Annotated in this window: 18 protein-coding genes and 3 tRNA genes; 7 read left to right on the forward strand and 14 right to left on the reverse strand. The window is 40.7% G+C overall.

The genetic code is table 11. The features are described 5' to 3' along the window. Positions 1-124: 124 nt before the first annotated feature. On the forward strand, positions 125-838 hold the full coding sequence (locus JST56_01495) for a class I SAM-dependent methyltransferase (protein ID MBS1987646.1): 714 nt from the start codon (positions 125-127) through the stop codon (positions 836-838). A 70-nt stretch (positions 839-908) separates the two neighbouring features. Here the strand turns inward: JST56_01495 and arfB are convergent, their stop codons facing one another. Together arfB and JST56_01505 are read right to left on the reverse strand one after the other, a co-directional pair. After that, positions 909-1,343 carry an aminoacyl-tRNA hydrolase gene (gene arfB, locus JST56_01500; GenBank protein ID MBS1987647.1) on the reverse strand — a complete coding sequence of 145 codons (435 nt, stop codon included), beginning with the start codon at positions 1,341-1,343 and terminating at the stop codon, positions 909-911. A 24-nt stretch (positions 1,344-1,367) separates the two neighbouring features. Further along, on the reverse strand, positions 1,368-1,559 hold the full coding sequence (locus JST56_01505; GenBank protein MBS1987648.1) for a hypothetical protein: 192 nt from the start codon (positions 1,557-1,559) through the stop codon (positions 1,368-1,370). A 184-nt stretch (positions 1,560-1,743) separates the two neighbouring features. Here JST56_01505 and JST56_01510 point away from each other — a divergent pair, with 184 nt between their 5' ends. Continuing rightward, positions 1,744-1,938 carry a hypothetical protein gene (locus tag JST56_01510; protein ID MBS1987649.1) on the forward strand — a complete coding sequence of 65 codons (195 nt, stop codon included), beginning with the start codon at positions 1,744-1,746 and terminating at the stop codon, positions 1,936-1,938. 11 nt (positions 1,939-1,949) lie between these two features. On the opposite strand, the gene JST56_01515 is transcribed toward JST56_01510, so the two are convergent. The 3 genes from JST56_01515 to JST56_01525 form a co-directional block, all read right to left on the reverse strand. Beyond that, entirely contained in the window at positions 1,950-3,041 is a 1,092-nt protein-coding gene (locus JST56_01515; GenBank protein MBS1987650.1) for a hypothetical protein, read from the reverse strand. Positions 3,042-3,070: 29 nt separating this feature from the next. Beyond that, positions 3,071-3,589, reverse strand: coding sequence for an HAD family hydrolase (locus tag JST56_01520; GenBank protein ID MBS1987651.1), 519 nt, complete (start codon positions 3,587-3,589; stop codon positions 3,071-3,073). A gap of 74 nt (positions 3,590-3,663) precedes the next feature. Beyond that, positions 3,664-5,421, reverse strand: a complete 1,758-nt coding sequence (locus JST56_01525; protein ID MBS1987652.1) for a hypothetical protein — start codon at positions 5,419-5,421, stop codon at positions 3,664-3,666. A 301-nt stretch (positions 5,422-5,722) separates the two neighbouring features. On the opposite strand from JST56_01525, the gene JST56_01530 reads away from it, so the two are divergent. Next, on the forward strand, positions 5,723-6,397 hold the full coding sequence (locus JST56_01530; GenBank protein MBS1987653.1) for a hypothetical protein: 675 nt from the start codon (positions 5,723-5,725) through the stop codon (positions 6,395-6,397). Between the two features lie 161 nt (positions 6,398-6,558). Here the strand turns inward: JST56_01530 and JST56_01535 are convergent. The 4 genes from JST56_01535 to JST56_01550 form a co-directional block, all read right to left on the reverse strand. Further along, a tRNA-Arg gene (locus tag JST56_01535) sits at positions 6,559-6,632 on the reverse strand. A gap of 43 nt (positions 6,633-6,675) precedes the next feature. Then, positions 6,676-6,751: transfer RNA gene (locus JST56_01540), tRNA-Pro, on the reverse strand. A 92-nt stretch (positions 6,752-6,843) separates the two neighbouring features. Then, positions 6,844-6,919 (reverse strand) — tRNA-His (locus tag JST56_01545). A 103-nt stretch (positions 6,920-7,022) separates the two neighbouring features. Beyond that, on the reverse strand, positions 7,023-8,699 hold the full coding sequence (locus tag JST56_01550; GenBank protein MBS1987654.1) for a S41 family peptidase: 1,677 nt from the start codon (positions 8,697-8,699) through the stop codon (positions 7,023-7,025). Positions 8,700-8,836: 137 nt separating this feature from the next. On the opposite strand from JST56_01550, the gene rapZ reads away from it, so the two are divergent. The 3 genes from rapZ (at position 8,837) to lysS (ending at position 11,715) form a co-directional block, all read left to right on the forward strand. Further along, positions 8,837-9,748: an RNase adapter RapZ gene (gene rapZ / locus JST56_01555; protein MBS1987655.1), complete on the forward strand. Its 912-nt coding sequence runs from the start codon at positions 8,837-8,839 to the stop codon at positions 9,746-9,748. A 5-nt stretch (positions 9,749-9,753) separates the two neighbouring features. Further along, positions 9,754-10,095, forward strand: coding sequence for a septum formation initiator family protein (locus JST56_01560; protein ID MBS1987656.1), 342 nt, complete (start codon positions 9,754-9,756; stop codon positions 10,093-10,095). Between the two features lie 111 nt (positions 10,096-10,206). Continuing rightward, a complete protein-coding gene (gene lysS / locus JST56_01565; GenBank protein MBS1987657.1) occupies positions 10,207-11,715 on the forward strand; it encodes a lysine--tRNA ligase in 1,509 nt (502 codons plus the stop codon). 83 nt (positions 11,716-11,798) lie between these two features. On the opposite strand, the gene JST56_01570 is transcribed toward lysS, so the two are convergent. Together JST56_01570 and JST56_01575 are read right to left on the reverse strand one after the other, a co-directional pair. Then, positions 11,799-13,400 (reverse strand): hypothetical protein, encoded by a 1,602-nt coding sequence (locus JST56_01570; GenBank protein MBS1987658.1) that lies wholly within the window; start codon positions 13,398-13,400, stop codon positions 11,799-11,801. Between the two features lie 58 nt (positions 13,401-13,458). After that, on the reverse strand, positions 13,459-15,039 hold the full coding sequence (locus JST56_01575) for a hypothetical protein (protein ID MBS1987659.1): 1,581 nt from the start codon (positions 15,037-15,039) through the stop codon (positions 13,459-13,461). 270 nt (positions 15,040-15,309) lie between these two features. On the opposite strand from JST56_01575, the gene recJ reads away from it, so the two are divergent. Continuing rightward, positions 15,310-17,097, forward strand: a complete 1,788-nt coding sequence (recJ, locus tag JST56_01580) for a single-stranded-DNA-specific exonuclease RecJ (protein MBS1987660.1) — start codon at positions 15,310-15,312, stop codon at positions 17,095-17,097. Positions 17,098-17,116: 19 nt separating this feature from the next. Here recJ and JST56_01585 read toward each other — a convergent pair whose 3' ends face one another. The 3 genes from JST56_01585 to JST56_01595 are packed head-to-tail and all read right to left on the reverse strand — an operon-like array spanning position 17,117 to position 22,093. After that, positions 17,117-20,239, reverse strand: a complete 3,123-nt coding sequence (locus JST56_01585) for a hypothetical protein (protein MBS1987661.1) — start codon at positions 20,237-20,239, stop codon at positions 17,117-17,119. Further along, positions 20,239-21,174, reverse strand: coding sequence for a hypothetical protein (locus JST56_01590; protein ID MBS1987662.1), 936 nt, complete (start codon positions 21,172-21,174; stop codon positions 20,239-20,241). The genes JST56_01585 and JST56_01590 overlap by 1 nt, the downstream gene beginning before the upstream one ends. Further along, a complete protein-coding gene (locus JST56_01595) occupies positions 21,146-22,093 on the reverse strand; it encodes a hypothetical protein (GenBank protein MBS1987663.1) in 948 nt (315 codons plus the stop codon). Before JST56_01595 ends, JST56_01590 begins: the two co-directional genes overlap by 29 nt. Between the last annotated feature and the right edge of the window lie 2 nt (positions 22,094-22,095).

Below are 22,095 nucleotides of genomic sequence, written 5' to 3' on the forward strand. Positions count from 1 at the left end.
CAGATGAGTAAAATCACTTGAACACCCATTCTTTTTTTGATACTTCTCATAACCTAAAGTTGATGTAAGCTCATTTATTAAGCGTAACTATTTTTAAGTTTTATCTTACAAGGGAAAAACATTTATGAAACTTCAAGTTTTCACAAGTATCTTACTAATTCAGTCTTCTCTGGTTTACGGATTAGATCCTGTTGCACACGTTACTCCATCAAATATTCCTGGATCAAATTTCACAATAACGCTTGATCAATATCTTCAAAGCAAGAATTTTTCACTATCTCCAACTCATTCAAAGATCAATGAAGGGTACCTAAGCCTTGCTCAACAAGAACAATTTCGCCAACAACTAGCACAACATCCTCATATAAAATCGATTGCTGAAATTGGCTTAAATGCCGGGCATAGCGCAGAAAATTTCTTCCAATCATGTAAAAATATTGAAAAGTTCGTTTCTTTTGACATCAACATGCATGCTTATACCAGTCATGCAGCTCAATACTTGCAAGCAAAATATAAAGATCGCTTCATTTTTGTTCCGGGTGATTCAAAGGTAAAAGTGCCTGAAGTAGCACAACTATGCACTCAAGAAAAAGATAAATTCGATCTTATCTACATCGATGGAGATCATACTTATAACGGCTGCAGAATTGATATTGAAAATTGCAAGCAGTTAGCTCATAAAAATACAATCCTCTGGATTGATGATTGCAAATCCAAAAAAGTTGCAAAAGCGATAAGCCGATGTGAAAAACGAGGAATTATCCAAGTTATTAATACCCACGAATCTCGTGATCAACATGGTAAAAGATCTTGGGCCCAAGCTCGTTATCTTTTCTAAATTTGATATTTAAATTTAAAAGAGAGTGCTCAATAGCTTTCGCTCGATTGGGCACTCTCTTTTTTTACTCTTAATCATCGTGAATATTTTTACTGCGCATTTTTTTGATCATACCATGCCGCGTTTTTGAATCTAAGCGAGCTTTTTTCGCGCTTTTTGAAACACGCGTTGCCATTCGCTTTTTAGGTACAACAAGCGCTTTCCTAATTTCTTCAGCCAGTCGAATAAAAGCTGCTTGTTTGTTCTGTTGTTGGCTGCGCGATGCGCTGCTGTGAACAATCAAGTCACCATCACTTGTTAATTGGGAAGCAAGCTTACCAAGCACACGCTCCTTTTGTTCATCAGTCAACGCGCATGAATTCTTAACATTCCAACGCACCGTAATGCGTGAGTCCGTTTTATTAACATGCTGGCCTCCTGGCCCACCAGCTCTACTTGTTGTTATCTCAAGCTCATGAGCAGGAATAACAATCCCATTTTTAATGGGCAAATCATCTTTCATCATAACCTTTTAATGTCGCACTCAAAACTATAACCATTTAAATGGATTAATAACATTTCCAAGACCCTTACCAATCCCCTTACTTACACCTTCTGTAGCGCCTTGCTTTATCTTTGAAACAGCATGTTCAATCACAACGTGATACAGTGTATAGGCTCCATATCCAATCACAAGGAGTGTACCAATAATCAAAAAATACTTTAAAAATTTGTTCATCATTTTTCCCTTGATAAAAAATTTGCAGATAATAGCCCTAACATAAGAGGTATACCATTATTCCAAAGATCATTTCAAGAAAGCGAATGTTGTGCTGTTTATACAAACACTTGCTGCTTAGTCTGGAATTTTTATAGCCTGTTTGAGTAACCTTAAAAAAATTTAAAATTAAGAAATGGACTCAATTATGAATAATGAACTCAAAAGAGGCGATACTTTTCATATTGGTGAAGTATGTGAAGAGTCTGGCGTTTACCGCTTAAAAAATTGCACCTGCACATCGGAAGAGCAGCGGGAAATTCCCCTTGCAAAAGGCCATCGGTTTCCACCATGTCGCAATTGCAAGGGTAGTGTTACTTGGGAATTTGTACGAAGGGCATAAAAATACTCTTATTACCGCATAAATACTAAGCATGCTTCAACGGTAATCAAAATAATGATAACCAATGTCAGCATCTCTTCATGAATGGTATCAAGCCGATCTTGGTACACGGTGTACAAATCACGAATAATATCAAGCTTACGGTTAAGCGAATCTCGCCAACCTTTGAGTGAAAGCTTTTCGGTCAACATAGAATAAAGCTTGGAATAATAAGCATCGCCTGCAAGTTTGATACTGTTTTCAAGCCGTTCGGTAATTACCGAAATATCAACACGCAGTTTGGTCAAACGTAAAACAGGCAAATCAACATAACGATTCCAGAGTGGCAAGTACGCTGAAAAAGGAACTTTAAACGCTTCTTGATTGTAGAAAAAGTTAAGTTTATGATCAAGCAATCGATCAAAATATTGCAATTCAAGCTTCTGAATGTTGGCGTACTCAAAAAATTCAAGCGGTTCAAAATATTCATCATCATAAATAAAAGAACCTTCGCTATCAATAATAATGAGATCTTGTCCGTAGTAACCAATGGTCGAATTTAAAATTTCATCTTTTTGATAATCTGAAAGGTTGTAAATTTCAAGCTTGAGCAGTGAGGCAATCTTTGATCCGTAACGCTCTTTAAACTCTTCTGGAGTCAAGGTATCTTTAATCGGATGCATCTGCACCGCAAAATAAGAGCTTCTTAAATTGTAAAAGCGCGGCTTTTTAACTGCAGGCAAAATCTTTTTAAAAACTCCTCTGGCATCGATTTCACTTTTTTCATCAAAGGTCTTTTTAATATCGATCACCTTAAGCTTTAAATCTTCAAATGAATCTTCAAATGGTATGCGATAACAAAAAGAAAGTGCACCAAAGTGGTGTATTTTGCTTGAAATACAGCTTGCATTTTTGACACCATAATCTTGCAATTCTTCACGTTGATCTTGAAGCCTAAACGACAGTGGTAAATGATAATTTTTAAAATAAGAAGAAAGCGGAACCACGCATGGCTGGAGCAATCCCTTGTTTTTAATAAGATCTAAATCAACATCATCACCAACATCAAAGATATAAAACAATAAAATATTACCGGTAAACATTTCTTTGTGCTGCTCTTCCATGGTTTTCTCCTGGGCTATTTGATATTTTTTTAATTTTTTTTAGTTACAAAAACTTTTTCGTCCCACCACCCTGGTGATTTTTCAAGAACCTGGTCGATGATAAACGCATTACACCCGGCTGCTTGTCCCGCATCAACATCAAGCTGCTTATCACCAAACATGAGTGAGGCTTGTAAATTAATTCCATGCTCTTGAGCAGCTTTTAGTAACATCCCAGGACCAGGCTTACGACAATTGCAAGCAATCAGCAATTCGGGAATAACCGCATCGGTTGGGTGATGAGGACAATAATAAAATTGCTTAATCACAACACCCCGCTGCTGCAATCGATGATACAGAACCTCATGTGTTTGCTCAACAAATTGAGCTGAAATGTGGCCCCGAGCAATACCTGACTGGTTAGTCACCACAAACAATGTGTAACCTTTTGCTTGGCACACAGCGGCAAAAGCAACCGCTTGCTCTATTAATTGAATTTGGTGTAATGCACTGAGGTAGTGAACATCTTTAATAAGCGTTCCATCGCGATCAAAAAAAGCAGCTTTCATAGTTTCTTTACAATTGTCTGGGAATTTAAAAATTACATTATGCAGGCAAGCATAGCACAAAACACAATTTCTGATCAGGGAGCCTGCGCAGCACGTTGCTCCATAATGCGCTCATACCCTTGCAAAAATTTTTTGGTTGCAACAATTGCAGGTGCTGATGACCCAACGTTTTCAATTAAAATGACCAATGAAAGCGGCTTGCCTCCTTTGTAAGAAAAGAAGCTAATCAACCAAGCATGTTCAAGCTGTCGTGCTGAGGTTACCTGACGAGACAACGCACAAGTCTGAGCGGTTCCAGTTTTGACGTAGGTATCAAAATTTTTGAGTGATCGCAGTCGCCACCCAGTTCCCGAATCAACGGCTTCTTTCATCGATTCACGTAAAAAAGTACGGGTCGACTCAGCCAAGCGCAATTTTTCCCGCTCAACAGGCTCAGCTTCAATAAGGCGCGGTTTAACCAGGTAACCGGTACAAATTGAGTTAACCAATCGAGAAATTTGCAGAGGGGTTGCTAACAGATAGCTCTGACCAATGCTTGCCGAAAGTGTTTCACCCCGCCACCAAGACTCCCCCTTGGCCATTTTTTTCCACGACGTTGTGGGAACAAGGCCACTCTTTTCGGGAAGCAGGAAATTGGTCTTTTGCCCAAGACCAAAGCAAGCGGCATATGATGCCAGCTTGTCGATCTTTATTTTCTTTGCAATTTCGAAGCACTGGATATTACACGACTTTGCAAAAGCATCTTTCATACACAACCGTCCATGGCCAGAGTGACGGATACAATAATAGTTTCTCCCGTAAAAGTTAACGTATCCGTTGCAAATGACCTCTGAAGATTCTTGGATGAGCCCTTCTTCAAGCCCTGCTGCAAAAGTTACTATTTTAAAGACCGATGCGGGAGGATATTCTGCTGAGCAAACGCGGTTAAGCAGCGGGTTATTGGTAACCATTTCCTCTTGCCAACGGGCAGGAGTAATAGAGCTCAGAAAAAAATTGGGGTCAAATGCTGGAAATGAAGCCATAGCCCGAACAGCACCAGTCTCTGGATCTGCTATCACGACACATCCTGCTTGTTGTGGTTCAAGGAGGGTTTCTGCCAGCTGCTGAAGCTGAAAGTCGATAGTCAATTGAATATTGTCTCCTGCTTTGGCATGCTTAAATTCTTTGCATGCAAGGGGTTTGCCCCGAGAGTTAGTGACCCTTGTTACATGGCCCGACTCACCCTGCAGCTGTTCTTCAAAGAGCAACTCAAGGCCAGATTTACCACAATTTTCAATTCGGCTCAGATAGCCGAGCACGTGGCTTGCAAACGATTTAAAGGGATACACCCGCTTAAACCTATTTTCAACAAAGATATTTGAAACATAGGGGCATTGCTCACTCATCTGGCACAGCGCCTCAAAAGAGATATCCCGAGCAAGCACAACACGGCGCATATTCTGCTCAGCGTAATGAATTGATTGAATTACCTCAGGCCTGAGGAGGTCTGTACCCGCAATAAAACCTACCTTACGTAAAAGCTCATAGTGATAAGGCTGCAAAGGAGATGAACCCTTTCCCTGCCAGTATAGATCAAAAACAGGGCGGTTAGCAGCCAGCAGAATGTCATTACAATCCAAAAAGCTGCCGCGTAATGGCGGAACAACTTCGGTTCGTAAAAAGTTATTCTCACCCATCCGACGCAAAAAAGTACTATTTTCTACCTGTAAGTAAAAAAGCCTGAGGGAAATAATAAATACGCAGACTAGAAACCCATAGAAAATATGCTTCATTTTTTGGATACGTCTATCGCTCAGTACAGATCGTCCAGATTTTAAGGTTAATTCTTCCACAGTCACGCTCTCCTCTTGAGGTGGTACTTTTGAATCTTATGCTCTTGATCAAGCAAAGCTACTATACCATCATTGCCTTCACTTTACCTCTCTTTGCTTTATTTTGATCAATGTTTTCATTCTGAAACTATTTGCAATAATTACATATATAGAAAAAATAGGGTAATCAGTGCAAACAATGCCCATTTGCACTGTATTTTTTTTAATGGTAGAGTAAAAACATGTACCTGGAAGAATATGGTTTTCTCAAAGGTGCTTTTTGTTAAGAAATGTTTAACCATATCGTTTTTGGAGGTTTCGTATGAAAAAGTTTATTATTGTTACCCTTATGGCAGGTTTTTTGACTGCACAGGCGCCTGTTAATGCACGCAATACGCCAAACTGTAAAGCTCTTGCTCAAGCAGCAAAAGCTCAAAACATTTTAGCAGCGGGTGGGCAGCTTCATAAGACAAGCGGCCTAAGAAAGCTTGCGTACACTGCGCTTTCAGTAGGTGGAATTGCTGGTTTAACGTACTTGGCATTTACACTTGGATTTACACCTGACTACCTTATGTCACTGATTCCCACTGACTACCTTATGTCATTTATCTACGCAGCACCAGCAGTAACTGAACCAGTACCATCAGCATTTGACGTTTGCTATAAAGGCTTTGTTAATCTTGGCTCAGGATGCGTAGAAGCAGCAACTAATACCTGCCCCGATGTACCTACCGTTTTCGAGGGAATTGTTGGCAGACTCACCAATGGAACACTTGATGCAGTCACCGGCGGATGCACCCACTCATATACAAATTTCATTCCAAATGATCCGTTCACATGCGCAGAAGGTTTTGTTCAAGGTACCGGCGATGCTATAAATACATGTGTAGAAGTAGTACAAGAAGTAGTACAAGAAGTAGTACAAGAAGCACCATCGTTGTCTTGGTGGGAAATCCTTAAACAAGGGACTACGGGTGCTTTTGGGGTAAGAAACTAGTAATTGCAAACAGATTCAGCTGTTAAATTCAGTGCTTAAAGTAATTACTGAGCCGGCCTGACAAAGCGTTAGGCCGGCTCTTTTTTGCTTGTATCTGTGAATATAAGTTTGTTTATTATTTGAGAAAACCTCAAGATATTTTTAGGGATCGGGCTCAAGAGTGTGCCCGGCAGGATTCGAACCTGCGACCTACGGATTAGAAATCCGTTGCTCTATCCAACTGAGCTACGGGCACGAACCTGTCGGCGCCATAATTCGAAGAACGATGGCTGAAATAATGGTCGGGGCGGCCAGACTCGAACTGGCGACCCCTCGCTCCCAAAGCGAGTGCGCTACCAACTGCGCTACGCCCCGACACAACTTTTTAAAATTTCAATATCTAATTTAATGCTTTTACCAAGGTCAAGTTGCCTTAGAGACACCTGATTTACGCCCTGGATTATTATTGGGGTGAGCGACGGGGCTCGAACCCGCGACATTCAGAACCACAATCTGACGCTCTACCAACTGAGCTACGCCCACCGCGATTATCTAAGCTGAAAATTTAATTTCTCACTTCGACGCCCTTAGTATAGATAATTCACATTAAAAATCAAAGAAAATTTCTCACTTTTTAAAACAATATTTATTTCACTTTCTCGATTGTGACGCTATCATCAGTTACATAGTTCTCTTTGAGGAACTTAAGTGCTCGTTCATGCGATGAAATTTGATCGGGAATATGCTTGCGGGCAACAGCAAGTAAGTTGATCATATTGATACTTGCTTGCACTTGCACATCTTGAGAAAGACTCTCTTTTTGCTTCTCTTCCCAGCTCTTTTCCTCTTCATCTTTTTGTTTCTTTTTCTTATCTTTCTTCTGATCTTTATCTTTTTTTACCGGTGCTTCATCGTCGTCATCAACAGGATCTTTTCGCCCTTTTTGCACTTCGTCCACCGTAATATGATTTTTAAGCGAAGCCTCTTTACCATACATTTCAGTTATCCACTTCATCTCTTCGGTAGGAATAAAGCGCGGCTTAATGGTAAAATCTGGATTAATACCTCGTGCCTGAATAGAAATATCACCTGGAAGGTAGTAGAGCATCGTTGTTAATTTAAGCGCGCAACCATTGCTGATAGGAATCACTTCTTGTACCGATCCTTTTCCAAATGTTGGCACACCTACCAAAAAGACCATTATTGGTTGTGTTCCCTCTTCTGTCTGCACAGATTTCTGTGAATAATATTGCAACGTTCCTGCCAAAATTTCTGCTGCCGATGCGGTAAAATTATCAATCAAAATAAAAATTGGACGATCACTTTTCAGTAATGGTTCTGAACTTGTGCGATACTCAGATATCACCTGTTTTTTATTATCCTTAGTTACCACAACAAGCGATTTTTTGGGAACAAAAAGACCCGCAACATCAATAGCAGAATCGAGCGTTCCACCAGGGTTACGACGCAAATCAAGTACAACTCCTTTGCACTGCCCATCATTTGCTTTTTCAAGCAACTCGCTCACTTGCTGTGCTGAATTTTGTGCAAATATTTTAAGTGAAAGATAATAAATACCCTGATCTTTGAAGAAAAAACACATAGACGTTTGGTCTTTAATAATGTCGCGCGTAATCGTAAATTCTTTTGGCTTTTTATCGCGCAATACTTTTACACTCAGCTTACTTCCTGGCTTACCTTTTAACTTAGTCACCACCTCATCAGCTGAAAGACCTTTAAGCTTTTCGCCTTCAATTTCAACAATTTTATCACCACCCTTAAGACCAGCTTTTGCTGCCGGGCCGCCATCAATCACTTCAAGAATTGCCAATGCTTCATCATCAGTTGCCTTGGTTAAAACACTCACGCCAATGCCACCAAACTCTCCCGTTGCAGACTCCATGACCTGCTTAAATGAATCGGGTGCAAAAAATGATGAATGGGCATCAACCTGTTGGACCGCAGACTTGAGCGAATCTTGAATAAAATTTGAAAAATCAACCGAGCGAAACGCTTTGCGCTCAACAAGACCAATAACTTCGGCATACGTTTTAAACCAAACAAAAATATCTCGTGCGGGCTTAGGTGCTGGCTTTCCTGAATCTGCAGGATCTTCATTTTTTTTCGAATTTTTTTTCAAGCGCTTCCAGAATTTAAACATACTCATTTTCTGGTTTTTTGCTCCGGAAGAACCATCACGGGCAAATGATTTTCCAACATTTTTTGATGCCTGCACATCAACAGACTCACTCGCTTCAACCGCGGGCACCGCTAAAAATATAATACTTACACACAGTAACGGCCCATAAAAAGAAATTTTCATGCCTCTCTCCTTTCTTGTCATAAGTTCTATGATTAATCTAACAGAGTTAATCATCACTTTCCAAATAAGCATAAACACTTTAAGATTAATGTACTGAGGGATGATAGTAAATTGCTAAAGCAGGATGTCTATTGAGTATGAATACAAGTCCCATTATTGAAAAAATTATAATTCCGCGCAACCAAAAACGCCATGTTTTAATTGTTACCGGTCTTTCAGGAGCCGGCAAAACAAGTGTCATGCGCGCACTTGAAGATATTGGTTTTTATTGCGTGGACAATCTTCCAGTGCCTCTTTTAAAAACCCTCCTCAATCTTGCATTTCAAGCACCACTTGAACTGGTGCGCGTTGCTTTGGGTATCGATGCACGTGATGAACAATTTCTCAACACACTCCTTGGAGAAGTCGAACATTTACGACAAGAAAAGCACATTGATGGCTTTAAGATCGTCTTCTTACACGCGAGCGAAAATACCCTTGTTAAGCGGTTCCAAGAAACTCGACGAAAGCATCCACTCGTTTCAAAAAAAATTGACCTTATCTCTGCCATTCGTAACGAACGAGCAATGCTGGACTCAATTAAAAAATTAGCTGATATCACACTTGAAACAGACATACTCAACGCCCATGATTTGCGCAGCTGGGTTCAAAAAACATTCTGCGAAGAAGTTAAACGAGAAGTTCTCGTTAATGTGGTTTCGTTTGGTTTTAAATACGGAATTCCACCAGAAAGCAACTTGGTCTGGGATTTACGTTTCTTGCCCAATCCATTCTTTATCGACTCACTCAAAGACCTCAATGGTCGGCACCCGGCAATTCAAGAATACCTCTTTGCAGACAACACCGTTAACGACTATTGGGCCCGGCTGACCGACTTTTTACAATTCGCTCTTACTAAATTCTATCAAGAGGGAAGATTTTTTGTCACCATTGCTATTGGCTGCACGGGTGGTAAGCATCGCTCTGTTGCTTTTGTAGAAAAATTAGGAACTCAAAAATGGAATCATTGTTCATTTTTAGTTCGTCATCGCGATTTGGGAAAGGAATAGTTCAGATGAAATATAAACACTCTATTCACAGGGTATTGCTGATGATTTTTGCCGTTGGCGTGGGAAGCTATATTGTTGTGGGCAAACGCGGCGTGATGCAATATATTTCACTTCAAGAAGAACTTGCAGCTGAAATTGAGTATGTAAAAAAAATGGAACAAACGTGTACGCAGCTCCAAGCAGATGCGACCACGTGGCAAGAAAATTCATTCGAGTTGGAAAAACTTGCACGTCAAGACTTGCACATGGGGTATACTAACGAAGTAATGTACTACTTTCCTACTGAATATATTGAAACTCACACAGCTCAAGGACCAACCCAAGATCATGACGAAAGAATCACCTAAAATTAATGATTGTATCACCCTAATTTTTGACATTTTTTCGGTTTATTATTACCTTTGAGCAGTTGGAAACACCGATCACAAAGACCATAAATCTAAACAGTAGGTACACTCATGACTCATGAAAAAACTCCCCTGACAGGTCATACAGAACTTAATGAACATGAAATCAGAGTTGCTAAAGTAAAAAAAATGCAAGAAGAGGGTATATCACCCTGGCCTTGCTATAAACCGGTATCAGCAACTGTTGCTCAAGGCGTTGCACAGTTTCTTGAAACTGACGATCAAGCAGCCCAACCTGAATTTGAACTTGCAGGCAGACTCATGACCAGGCGTGACCATGGCAAAACATTTTTCTGCCACATGCAAGATCGGTCCGGATCGGTGCAAATGTACCTAAAAAAAGATGAACTTGGTGAGCAAAACTTTGATCATTTTAAGCATCATATCGATATTGGCGACATTGTTTGGGTTAAAGGCTACTTCTTTAAAACACGCATGGGGGAAGTGACGGTTCATGTCAAAGAACTTACCCTGCTGAGCAAATGTCTTCACCCACTTCCAGAAAAATATCATGGACTCACCGACACTGAACAGCGCTACCGTCAGCGTCATTTAGATTTAATTAGTAACCCTGAAAGCCTTGAAAAATTTAAAAAGCGTTCGGGCATTTTGCACGCCGTTCGCCAATTTTTACAAGAAAAAGATTTCATTGAAGTTGAAACTCCAATGCTTCATCCAATTCCCGGTGGTGCTGCAGCAAAGCCTTTTATCACTCATCACAATGCATACGATATTCAGCTCTTTTTACGCATTGCTCCAGAGCTCTATCTCAAGCGATTGGTCGTGGGCGGTTTTGAGCGCGTTTTTGAAATCAATCGCAACTTTCGTAACGAAGGCGTTTCTACACGTCACAACCCTGAATTCACCATGCTTGAATTTTATATGGCTCATGGAGACTATTCGACCGGTATAGCTTTAACTGAACAGCTCATTGCAAACGCGGTACTCAAAAACTTCCCGTCACTCAAAGTTCAGTTTCAAAGTCATGAACTCGATTTTACCGCGCCATTCAAAAAAATGACGGTCCAGGAATCACTCATTGAAATTGGAGGTCTTACCGCTGAGCAAATATCTGAAGCTGCAATTGATGCTATCATCAAGTCTGACAACGTTGAGCTCAAAGAAAAAAATGCCGATTACGGCGTTAAACTGTTTGCTTTGTTTGAGCATTTTGTTGAAGCAAAAATTGTACAACCAACATTTATTATCGGCTATCCGATATCGGTTTCACCTCTTGCAAAACGCGATCCCGAAAACCCTACACAAGCTGCTCGTTTTGAACTGTTTTGCTGTGGCATGGAACTAGCCAATGGTTTTACAGAGCTCAACGACCCATTCGACCAAGCGCAGCGCTTGCACGATCAAGTAGCAGTTCGCCAAGATGGAAACGACGAGGCACATCACTACGATGCAGAGTTTATTCATGCACTTGAATTTGGGTTACCACCAACAGTGGGCGTGGGAATTGGCATCGATCGTTTAACCATGCTTCTAACCAATACACCATCAATTAAAGATGTAATTTTGTTTCCGACGATGAAACCAAGTCACATACAATAAAATTTTTGTACCAATAAATTTAAATAGGCCATCATGCATATTTATGTATGATGGCCTATTTATTTAACAATCTAAAACATACCTTATTCAGCGGGAACAGCACCCCCAGCATCACTACTGCTACCAGCATCTATAACTTCAGCTGCTGTTGTTCCAGAATCAGCATCAGGCACCGCTTGAGTATCCGAAGTTTCTGGCGAAACTACAGATCCTTCAGTTGATGATGCTTCCATTTCAGTTTGCGCTTGCTCAAGAACTTTAGTTGGATCATGAGTTGGTTGAGCGGCAAGCTTTTTTGCCTCTTGATAGTTTTTAATATCATCTTCAATTTTGCCCAAAAGTTGCTGTAAGTTTCGAACATAAATTGCAAATTGGGTTTGAGAAACACCATGAAGCGTGCTCCCCAAAGCTGCTATAGCTACCCCAATAAGCGCAATAGGTACTCCAACGCTCAATCCGAGAGCAGAAAAGCTTAATACTGTTCCTGTTACCGTAACACCTCCACCAGCAATCATAGTCAGCGAGCTTAAAAAACTTATTAAAGGAACTGGCATTGCTGGAATATTATAAGCAAGCTTTTCAATTGACTGAGTCATTGGACTTACCATGTCATTAAGGCTTTTAAATGCAGAATAAACGCTCTTGGCTTGCTTTGTATCTTTAAGCTTCAAGCTAGGTTTTTGTTCTTTTTTTTGCTCTTCTTTCTTTTTTTTCTCATCCGCTTTTTTCTGTTCAGGTGTTGGCTCTGGAGCTGAAGCCATAGCCACCATTGGGTCAAGATCTACAACTTTAACAGCTCCTTTAAGTTGACGCTTTTTAATAGCGTCTAAAGATTCCAGTTTATTTTTCAATGACTCTTCAATAACTCCAGCACGTTGTTGAAGGCTTAAAATATGCAATGCAATCTGTACATCGGAAACTGTTGCTAAAAATGGAATTGGTGGTAATGGCTCAAAAAGTTCAGCTACTGCAAGTGATTTTTTTTCAATTGGATGGGTAGCTTTTTTTACAAAAAGAAGAAGCTCATCATAAATTTTTTTAAGCAACGGCTTGGGAATGAACTGCATAACATTAATTTTCTTTTTTTGCTCAGGCTCTTTTTTCTTAACTTCTTGTTGCATTGCAGCCATAAAGTCAACCGGCGCTTCAGGCTTCTTCTCTTTTACTTCCACTGGCTTAGGTTTTCCAGTTAACACTGCAAATTCTGCTTGTGCTTTCTTAATACGTTTTTGAAGCGAACGAATAATCAATGACCAATGAAGATGAGCAACTGGACCAAAAAGGGAAGATATTGTTGGCGGAATGACATCACCAAAATCTTCAAATGGTCCAACAAATAAGTCGATAATTTTTCCAGCACCTTTCAAGCCTTCATCAACTATTCTAAGTTCTTTCATCTGCAAGATGCCAAGATCTTTATTATCGCTAACAGTTGCTTCATTTTTCTTTTTATTTTTATCAAGTTTACTATCTGCCGTTACCGTCGGCATTCCACCCTGCTGTTGCCCTGCAACCGTAGAAGCTTGCACTTCTGGCGGCAAAGCAAATGGAGCTGTTGATGCCGGCATTAAAGAGGTATCACTTTGAGAAGCTGGAGGAACTTCAACTGTTGGCATGCCCAGCAGACAAGATATAAAAAATCCATGCACAATCACTAATGCAAACATAACAGTACTACGTTTCATAATCGAACTCCCCTCAAAAACGCCTTTAATTCAAAATTATTAAAAATCATTAAACATTTTACTCTGCAGGTGCAGCAGTTTCAGCATTACCACCGATACTTGGATGACCTAATGGAATTGCTCCAACACCAGACATATCCGGCAACGCCGCAGCTTGGTCAATACCACTAACGTTTGGCATGCCTGCACCATCTTGTATTGCCGTATTGTTGTCTTGCTGCCCTATCTGCTCCTGACCTTGAGCGAGCACTTTGCTTGGGTCATTTTCAGACGTTCCTGCTTGCTTCTTTGCTTCTTGAAAATTTTTTATATCGCCTTCAATTTTGCCAAGAAGCTGCTGTAAGTTGCGAATATAAATTGAGAATTGCGTTTGAGAAACGCCGTACAAAGAACTAGCAAAAGCAAGCATAGGAAGACCATAAATAGCCAAAATACCCGTTGCCGTAAACCCAGCACCCATCATGGCAAGATACGATGCAACAAAACTCACTAACGGAACTGGCATTGGAGAAATATCTTTGGTAAGTTTTTGAATGGGCTTTATTAAAAAGCTTGTCATGCTATCAAGCTTTTTGAATGCAGAATAAACACTCTGCACTTGTTTAGTTTCTTTAAGCTTAACGCCAGACACTTCATTTTTTTTACGTTCTTCTTTTTTCTTTTTTTCATCAGCTTTTTTCTTTTGCTCAGGAGTTAATTCTGGAGCAACAGCCATAGCCACCATAGGATCAAGATCTTGAACTTTTATTGCATCTTTAAGCGCCCGTTTTTTAACATCTTCTAACGGTTCTAATTTATTTTTTAGCGATTCTTCAATAATTGCCAAACGTTGTTGTAGACCTAAAATATGCAATGCGAGCTGAATGTCTGAAACGGTTACGAGAAATGGAATTGGTGGTAATGGCTCAAAGAGCTCGGCAACGGCAAGTGACTTTTTCTCAAGCGGCTTAGTCGCTTTTTTTACAAAAACAAGAAGCTCATCGTAAATTTTTTTAATTACTTTTTTAGGCATAAACTTTGTAATACTGATACGCTTTTTTTGCTCAGGCTCTTTCTTCAGAATCTCTTGTTGCATTGCAGCCATAAAATCAACCGGCACTTCCGGCTTGGCTATTTTTACTTCAACAGATTTAGGTTTTCCTGTTAGGCCCTCAAACTCTTCGCGTGCTTTTTTTATACGCTTTTGCATCGAGCGAATAATTAACGACCAATGAATATGAGCGAAAGGTCCAAAAAGGGAAGAAACGGTTGGAGGAATAGCATCACCAAAGTCTTCAAAGGGCCCAACAAAAAGGTCTATAACTTTCCCAGCACCCTTCAAACCATCATCAACAAATTTGAGCTCTTTCATCTGCAAAATACTTGGACCTGCTTTTTTATCGGTCGATGCGCCATCTTTTTTCTGATCTTTTCTATCAGCTTTTTTATCGGTCATGACAGGTGGCATTCCACCCTGCGGGATCGCCCCTGCTGGCGGTACTCCAACAGGCATTGCTTGCATTGCGCTAGCATCGGGCATTCCCTCTGCAGCAGAAGCTGAATCTTGCGCGGGAACGTCAACGGTAGGCATACCGAACAACCCTGACATGCTCAACATTACAACGGCTACGAGCCTAAATGTCATATTAATAATTTTCATAGCAATACTCCCTCACCCCAATTCAAATTTTTTAATGCTCTTGAGCATAATTCATATTTCTATTATTGATTATATTTATAAAACAACATGCAAAACAATAGTTTCAAAATATTCAAATCAACGCACTAATAGTCTAAGGCATTTACTGCACGCTCAATGAACAGCTAAAAGATGACTCCTTATGCTTTTATTAAGAAAAACCTTCTGCCCAACCAGCAAATGTAGTAAGCTAACTTTTTAATCAGAAAACCATTTAAGCAGCGAGTTGTTATGACCGAGCACCAGACATCTTCCATACAGCAGATTCCCTCATCAATCGCCACTCCCCCAACCACGACGTTGCAGGGAATCAAATATCTCTGGAAGGTGTGCGATGTTGACCAAGAAGCAGTTCGAACACTTGCATACGCTCATAACTTATCATTTCCGATTGCTCATGCACTTTGTGCACGTGGATATACCACGCCAGAGTCAGTTCGCGCATTTCTCTTTTCGTCCTTTGAGCAAGATGTTGCTTCCGGCAGCCTGCTTAAGGGAGCAGAAATTGCAGCCACTCGCATTATTAAAGCAGTACAGGAGAAAGAAAAAATTCTCATTTTTGGCGACTACGACGTTGATGGGGCAACATCATCTGCACTCATGCTTGCAGCACTCATTCCGCTCGGTGCACAGATCAATTATCACTTACCTCATCGAGAAAAAGAGGGGTATGGCCTTTCGGTAAGCGCAGTTCAAAAAGCCGTACGCTGCGGCTATAAGCTCATTGTCACCGTTGACAACGGCATATCGGCACTGGAAGCTGCACAAGAAGCTCATAATTTGGGTATCGATTTAATTATAACCGACCATCACCGCCCTCATGGCGAGCTTCCCAAAGCCCTTGCCATCGTCAATCCCAACCAGGACGATTGCACCTATCCTTTTAAAAAGTTTGCCGGCGTTGGTGTTATTTTTAAAATTATCTGTCTCATTTATGAACAGCTTGGCATAACAACATTGCCTGATAAATTATACGAATTGCTCCTCCTTGGTACCGTTGCAGACGTGGTCCCTCTGACCGGTGAAAACCGCTTTTGGGTCAAATATGGTCTAAACAAAATCAATAAACAACGCAGTACTGCAATCAATTCACTCATCGCCAATAGCGGCATGACCAAAGCAAGTCTAGATTCGCTTGATATTGGCTTTATGATTGCACCTCAAATCAACGCACTTGGTCGACTTGATGACTCACGCGAAGCGGTCAGGTTTTTAATCAGCTCTCAAGAAGATGAAGTATTTCGCATTGGCGCCATTCTCAAATCAATGAATGAAGAGCGCAAGCGGATTGATCGTGAAATTTATGAAGAAATTGAAGCTGCTATCGTCAGCAAACAAATTAACCTTGATGAAGAACATATTATTGTTGCTGCAAGCTCCAAATGGCCTGCCGGAGTTATTGGACTTGTTGCCGGCAAGCTGATGCATACCTACGGACGCCCAGCAATTTTGCTCCACTTGGATAAAAAAGGATTGGCAAAAGGATCGTGCCGTTCAATTCCAGAATTTAATATTTTTGATGCATTGAACGCCAACAAAGATTTACTGATGAGCTTTGGCGGCCACTCCTGTGCTGCAGGACTCAAGCTTTCACGAGACTTGGTTCCAACGCTTAAGAAAAATTTAGAAGATCTCATCAGATCTCAGATTCCACTTGACCAGCTTCGTCCCAAGCTTACGCTCGATGCGCCGCTTGAACTGTCTGACATTGATTACAAATTTTCATCAGATCTTGCTCAGCTTGAACCTTTTGGTAATCAAAACCCGCAGCCAACTTTTTTGGTCCGAGGCGTTACACAGCTTAAAGCACCTGAGCTTCTTAAGGGGCTGCACCTCAAATGCTCCGTATTTGCCGACGGCGTTATTAAACCTGTAATCTTTTTTAATCGCCCTGACTTATACAAAATTTTAAAAGAACACGAAGACAAGCCATTCTCGCTGGCATGCCATATCATGAAAAATGAGTGGCAAGGTGTTATTAAAACAGAACTTCAAGGCCTGGACATCTTGCTTGATTAAGCAAGATGTCCACTTTTAATTACTCAATAAAGTTTTCTAAAAAATCCCAGTCGGGATAAGGCTCAACATTGCCGTAATCATCAAAGAGCGGCTCTTTAAATAAGATGCCAAAGAAGTAAGGCATCACGACACGCTCATACAACTTAAGCGCTGCTTTAAAGTCTTCACGATGTCCAAGCCGAACCACAACATCAGCATCTGGATCTTTAACGACCATCTCAAGCGTTGCCAGCAAGCGGATAACCACTCGAGCAGCTTGTCGTTGATGCTGTGTAGCAAAATTGATGGCACGCTTAATTGGCTGCGTACTTTTTTGTGGCATTGCAGCAATAAAACGTTCTGCCCAGCCTAAAGCTTTTCCATCTGCAGTTTTGCGCAAATCGAGAACACGACTATTTTTTTCAGCCTCAGTTTTCCAACCTTGATAGACACTCTTCCAATAATTACTCTTTTTCAACTCTTTGAGTAACTTTGAAGTAGGCATAACGTTATTTGTACCAAATTCATTTTGATGTCGCTGGACAATTACGGAAAGCGCAAGTACATAAAACCCACGTTTTTTAATTTTTGATAAATCACAGCCAAACCCAAAAAGTCCTCGGTTAGTGACATCGGCACGCCAATCAAGACGGTATACATTGTCATCAAATTCTCCGTATCGAAGACGTTGTGCTGGCGGTAAATTGAATAAATCGTACGGAACTTTTGGGAGTGTTCCAACATCTCCAACCCACCCTTTCATGTGTGACTGCACAGCATAAAAGTTCCCATCGGTCCCTTGCTTCACAAACATTGGTGGAACAGGAACCACTGCTGTTGGAATAGCAAATTGACTGCCCATTTGCTTTTGACCATCAAGGAGATTGCTCAACGCGGCATACCAAAAAACTCGTAGCTCTTTAAAAAATTGTGCGAGCACCGTTTCTGATCGACATTCAGGACCAAATTTATGCAACACACGCATCTTGGCACCATCAACTGTCTTCATCACAATATCAAGAGGTCCTTCCTGCAAGCTTGGGTTTGTTACATCGAGCATTTGACCATCATCCTGCCATAGAGCATTTATCTGATCATGTGAAATATTTGTTGTAAAAAATTCCTGTAAAATGCGTGAAAATTCTGCTGCTCGCTCAAATGAAAAGCATTGAACGTTGACAAAATCTTTAGTGAGACCAAAAATATCCTGCAACCGCTTAGTTTCATTTTTAAACTTGCTTGCTGAAAGCATGCGCAGTTCTGAAAATCCCGCTACTCCAACCTGCTCAATTTTATGCCTAATCAAATCGGTAAGCACCGGCAGCGTTAATCCTTCAATGCCACCACTTTGTCGCTGAATAATCAACTGATAGAGAGCAAGGCGAACCAGTACCTCATGCTCAAATCCCTGCAAAATAGTCTGGGCTGTTTTTTGCTCAAGCAAATTATGCAAGAGCTCGCCACAACTGACAAAATCTTTGTACAAGCTCTTACAAGGACTAAAGTCATTAAACAAATAAGCCATCTGTTGCAAGAGGTAGTTGATACGAACATTTTCACGCGATGAACGTGGATACATACTCATGAAGTCGACAAAGACAACATTTTGAATGTTTTGCTGCTTGAGCTGACTCACTAAATCATCTAAGAAATGCTCGTAGGGAAGCGGCAAGCGAATACCCTGAAAAAAGAGCATCTGCTCCGACTCAATATTTTTCAGCCCTTCCGATTTGACATTACTCAGCGGCATAAGAACCCGAAGCTCAGTAGGAGTTGAATCTCGAATAATATAGTGCTGACCGCCATAAGAGAACGGAATCCATTTTTTATGCTGTTTTTTCAAAAGCAAAAGATTTTTAACAAATGCAAGCTCTGGATCATTTTCATCATGAAAATCTGGGGCACAAAAGCCTTCCTCTCTAATCAGCGCTCCTGCTTGCCTCAGCAAGCTTTGATAATCTTTAATATATCCAGATCTGTTTTTCTTAAACTCGTCAATAATTGCGTTAACGGTAGTATCATCAGATTCGGTACGTGCATCAACATAGACAAGTCCATCGGGCTTGTAAGTAAAGTGACTCATCTGTGCAGGCAAGTCAGCAATAAACACATTGTCCTTGCACTGAAAAACTTCAGCTAATTGTGATGATGAATTATCAACATGCTCAAACTCTTCAACGTTATTCCCATGTTTCATCGCATTTTTGATGTTACCGAGCGTTGTACTTTTACCGACACCATCAACAAAACTACAAAAAACATATGCAGTTGGCTGATCATCAACAGGCTTAAGCTTATCGAACAAACGACCTACAAATGATTGGGCATGACGACTAACAAATTTGTCGTGCTTTGAAGTTATTTCAATAGGATAGGTGATATCAGGCCCGGTGAAATAACTGAAAAATGGAAGATTTGATGAAAGAAGATGTTGTGCGTATGCAATCGAAAAAAGAATATCTTGCGTAGCACCAACTTGCTTGTTCCCCACTTTTAACATATTCCCATACATGATCTGCCAAAATTTTACCAAGTCGGCAAAAATATCTAAAAATTTTCGTTCCTGAAATTTTTTAATAACCGACGCCTGTGCTCGCTGCACCAATGGGTAAGCTTCTCCAAATGCATGCTCATGAAAAACATGAGCGCGATCATCAAAGATACGAATCTGCTCAGCATCAATATGCTCAAAGACGTGGTCTTGATTTTTGAATACGCTTGCCGCAATTTTATTAAAATCCTTGAATAAGAAGCCGGTCATAAACCCAAAGCGGTTGTGCAACCGGAGTGACCACCCGGCGTTATTGCGTAGGCTTGCTTCATCGTTGATCCGCGACTGGCGATAGTCTGTGTAATAAGAAGGAACAGCACTTTCTTCATATCCAACAATAACCACACGTCCTTTGAGCGCAAGCCCTTCGTCTTTAAAACGTTGCTCAAGAGCACCAAGGCTACGTGCCGTTCGGTCTAATAAAAATGGGTGATATTCGTGCGTGTAACGCCCTTCTGGATTGAATTCATAATGACGAATGAAGCTATTAAAGAAATCACGTACTTCCTTGTGTTCATCATCTTGATCAGCCTTTACACAAGCTCCAAAAAATAAACTCAAAAAAAATATCATTAAAACCGAGTTTAGAAATCTCATGCTGGAATAATTCATCAATACCCCACTCGCATGCCATTTCCGCCAGATCTCATCAATGATTCGTCATCAACATCATCATATTCTTCAACGCCATATTTATGCTTAAGAATATTCAGGAGCTCTTTGCAGGTCTTTAAAACCTCGTAATAATCGGGCTCAAATTCTGATCCCTGAAGCTTATTCATCACAAACTCAAGATCGTGCAAAAAGCGGCTTGCAAGGCGCGTATCTTTGAGCAAGATTCCCTCATTAAAAAGTTTAATGAGATAATCAAATGACAAAGCATAAAACTCGTATATCGACTTCTTTTGGCGCTCATTAAGAGCGGCAAGCAAGGGCCTTATCGTAGTTCTTTGGGCTTGCGTTAAAAATCTAAATGGGGAACCAAAAAACCCAACTCCAGGCTGTGGCACCACCACGGTTCCTGCTTTGACATCAGCATACGCTTTGCGCAAAAAGTCACTCACAAAGCTCAGTTGATCAACAATATATTCCCAGTAGCGAACAACAACAAAATTGTCTTGCTTGTCAACAAAGTAAAACCAGGGCTTTTCGGTAAAAACATCGACAATTTCTTGCAGCGCTGCAGTCATCTGATCCAGCGTCATATGAGCGAAAAATCGACTTCGTATCACGAAAACTTTAGGATAATATTTTGCTAAATACTCAGCATAAAAGCGCTTACGATCTTGCTCTTCTTGTAAAGCTTGAGGATCTAAAGGTCGTAACCCTTGATCCGAAACTTTATGAAGCTGCTGGTAATTATCGCTTAAAAATTCTTTAAAATTTGGGTTCTTAAACATCTCAGCCAACTCTGCCGTGAGCTTTTGGTCGATCACCGGTTGAGGGGCTGTCAGCGGCAGTACTTCGTTTTCGCCATACACAAGCATAAATGGCATGAACGCAAAGAAGAAAATTAATTTACTGAACAGGGCTAAACGAATCTCCATAGAGCTCCTCTCCACATGAGCACATGAACTTAGTAGCATAAACATAAATATTTTTTAGGTGGCCTGAAACATGACCAAGCGAAGCGTCATCAGCTCGATTAATAACAAGCTCAAGCTCTGTTGCAAGCTCACTAATGAAGCTGTCAATAATATCTGCTCCACAACGAATTTTTTGTATAAAATCTACACCTTTATCAGTTCCATGAGCAAATAGAAATGCAAGCGCCGACTCAAGCGAATATAAAAGCACCGTGTAATCAACAACAAGTTGTGCACAAAAATGTCCATACAAAACATCTGATTTGATTGAAAGTTCGCCTTCCTGATTTTGCAAGGCAAAGGCGTAGAGCGATTCATTAAATCGTAAAAAATTTGATGAAACTTTCTTGTAAAGCATTGAAAAATCTTTGCTATAGCTTGAAAAAAGCATCGGTAAGACGCGCGCTGCTTGCTCTTGACCTTGCCCAAGTGATGCGTAAATAATCCCGCAAATAAATGATCCGATTGCAATCTCAGTCCCATGCCACGCAGCAGCTTTTAAATGTCCTGAAAAAGTTTGTCGCTGAGCCAAATCATCGTAATAATTTTTAATTGCTTCTCGTTCAGCATTTCTAAGAGCTTCTACCTGCTCGTTTGTCAACCGAGGAATATCGCTTGATCCTGTATTTGAACCTTCTATCGGTGCAAAATATTGATACACCCCGTAAGCAAGTAACCCTGCTCCTGCTGTACCAAGTGTTCCTAGCACAGTTTTTCGAATAGTAGAACTGCGCTTGCGCGATGCTTCCAGCGCTTGGGATTGCGACATAATGCGCTGTGGGTCAAGACGGGGAAGTAGTGTGGGCTGAAGATCAGCCCCTAATTTCATCGTTATACCGAGCATCAGAATAATGCTCAAAATTTTTATTGTAAGCTTCATGA

The organism is Candidatus Dependentiae bacterium, assembly GCA_018266175.1.
Taxonomy (GTDB): Bacteria; Babelota; Babeliae; order Babelales; family RVW-14; genus JAFEAY01.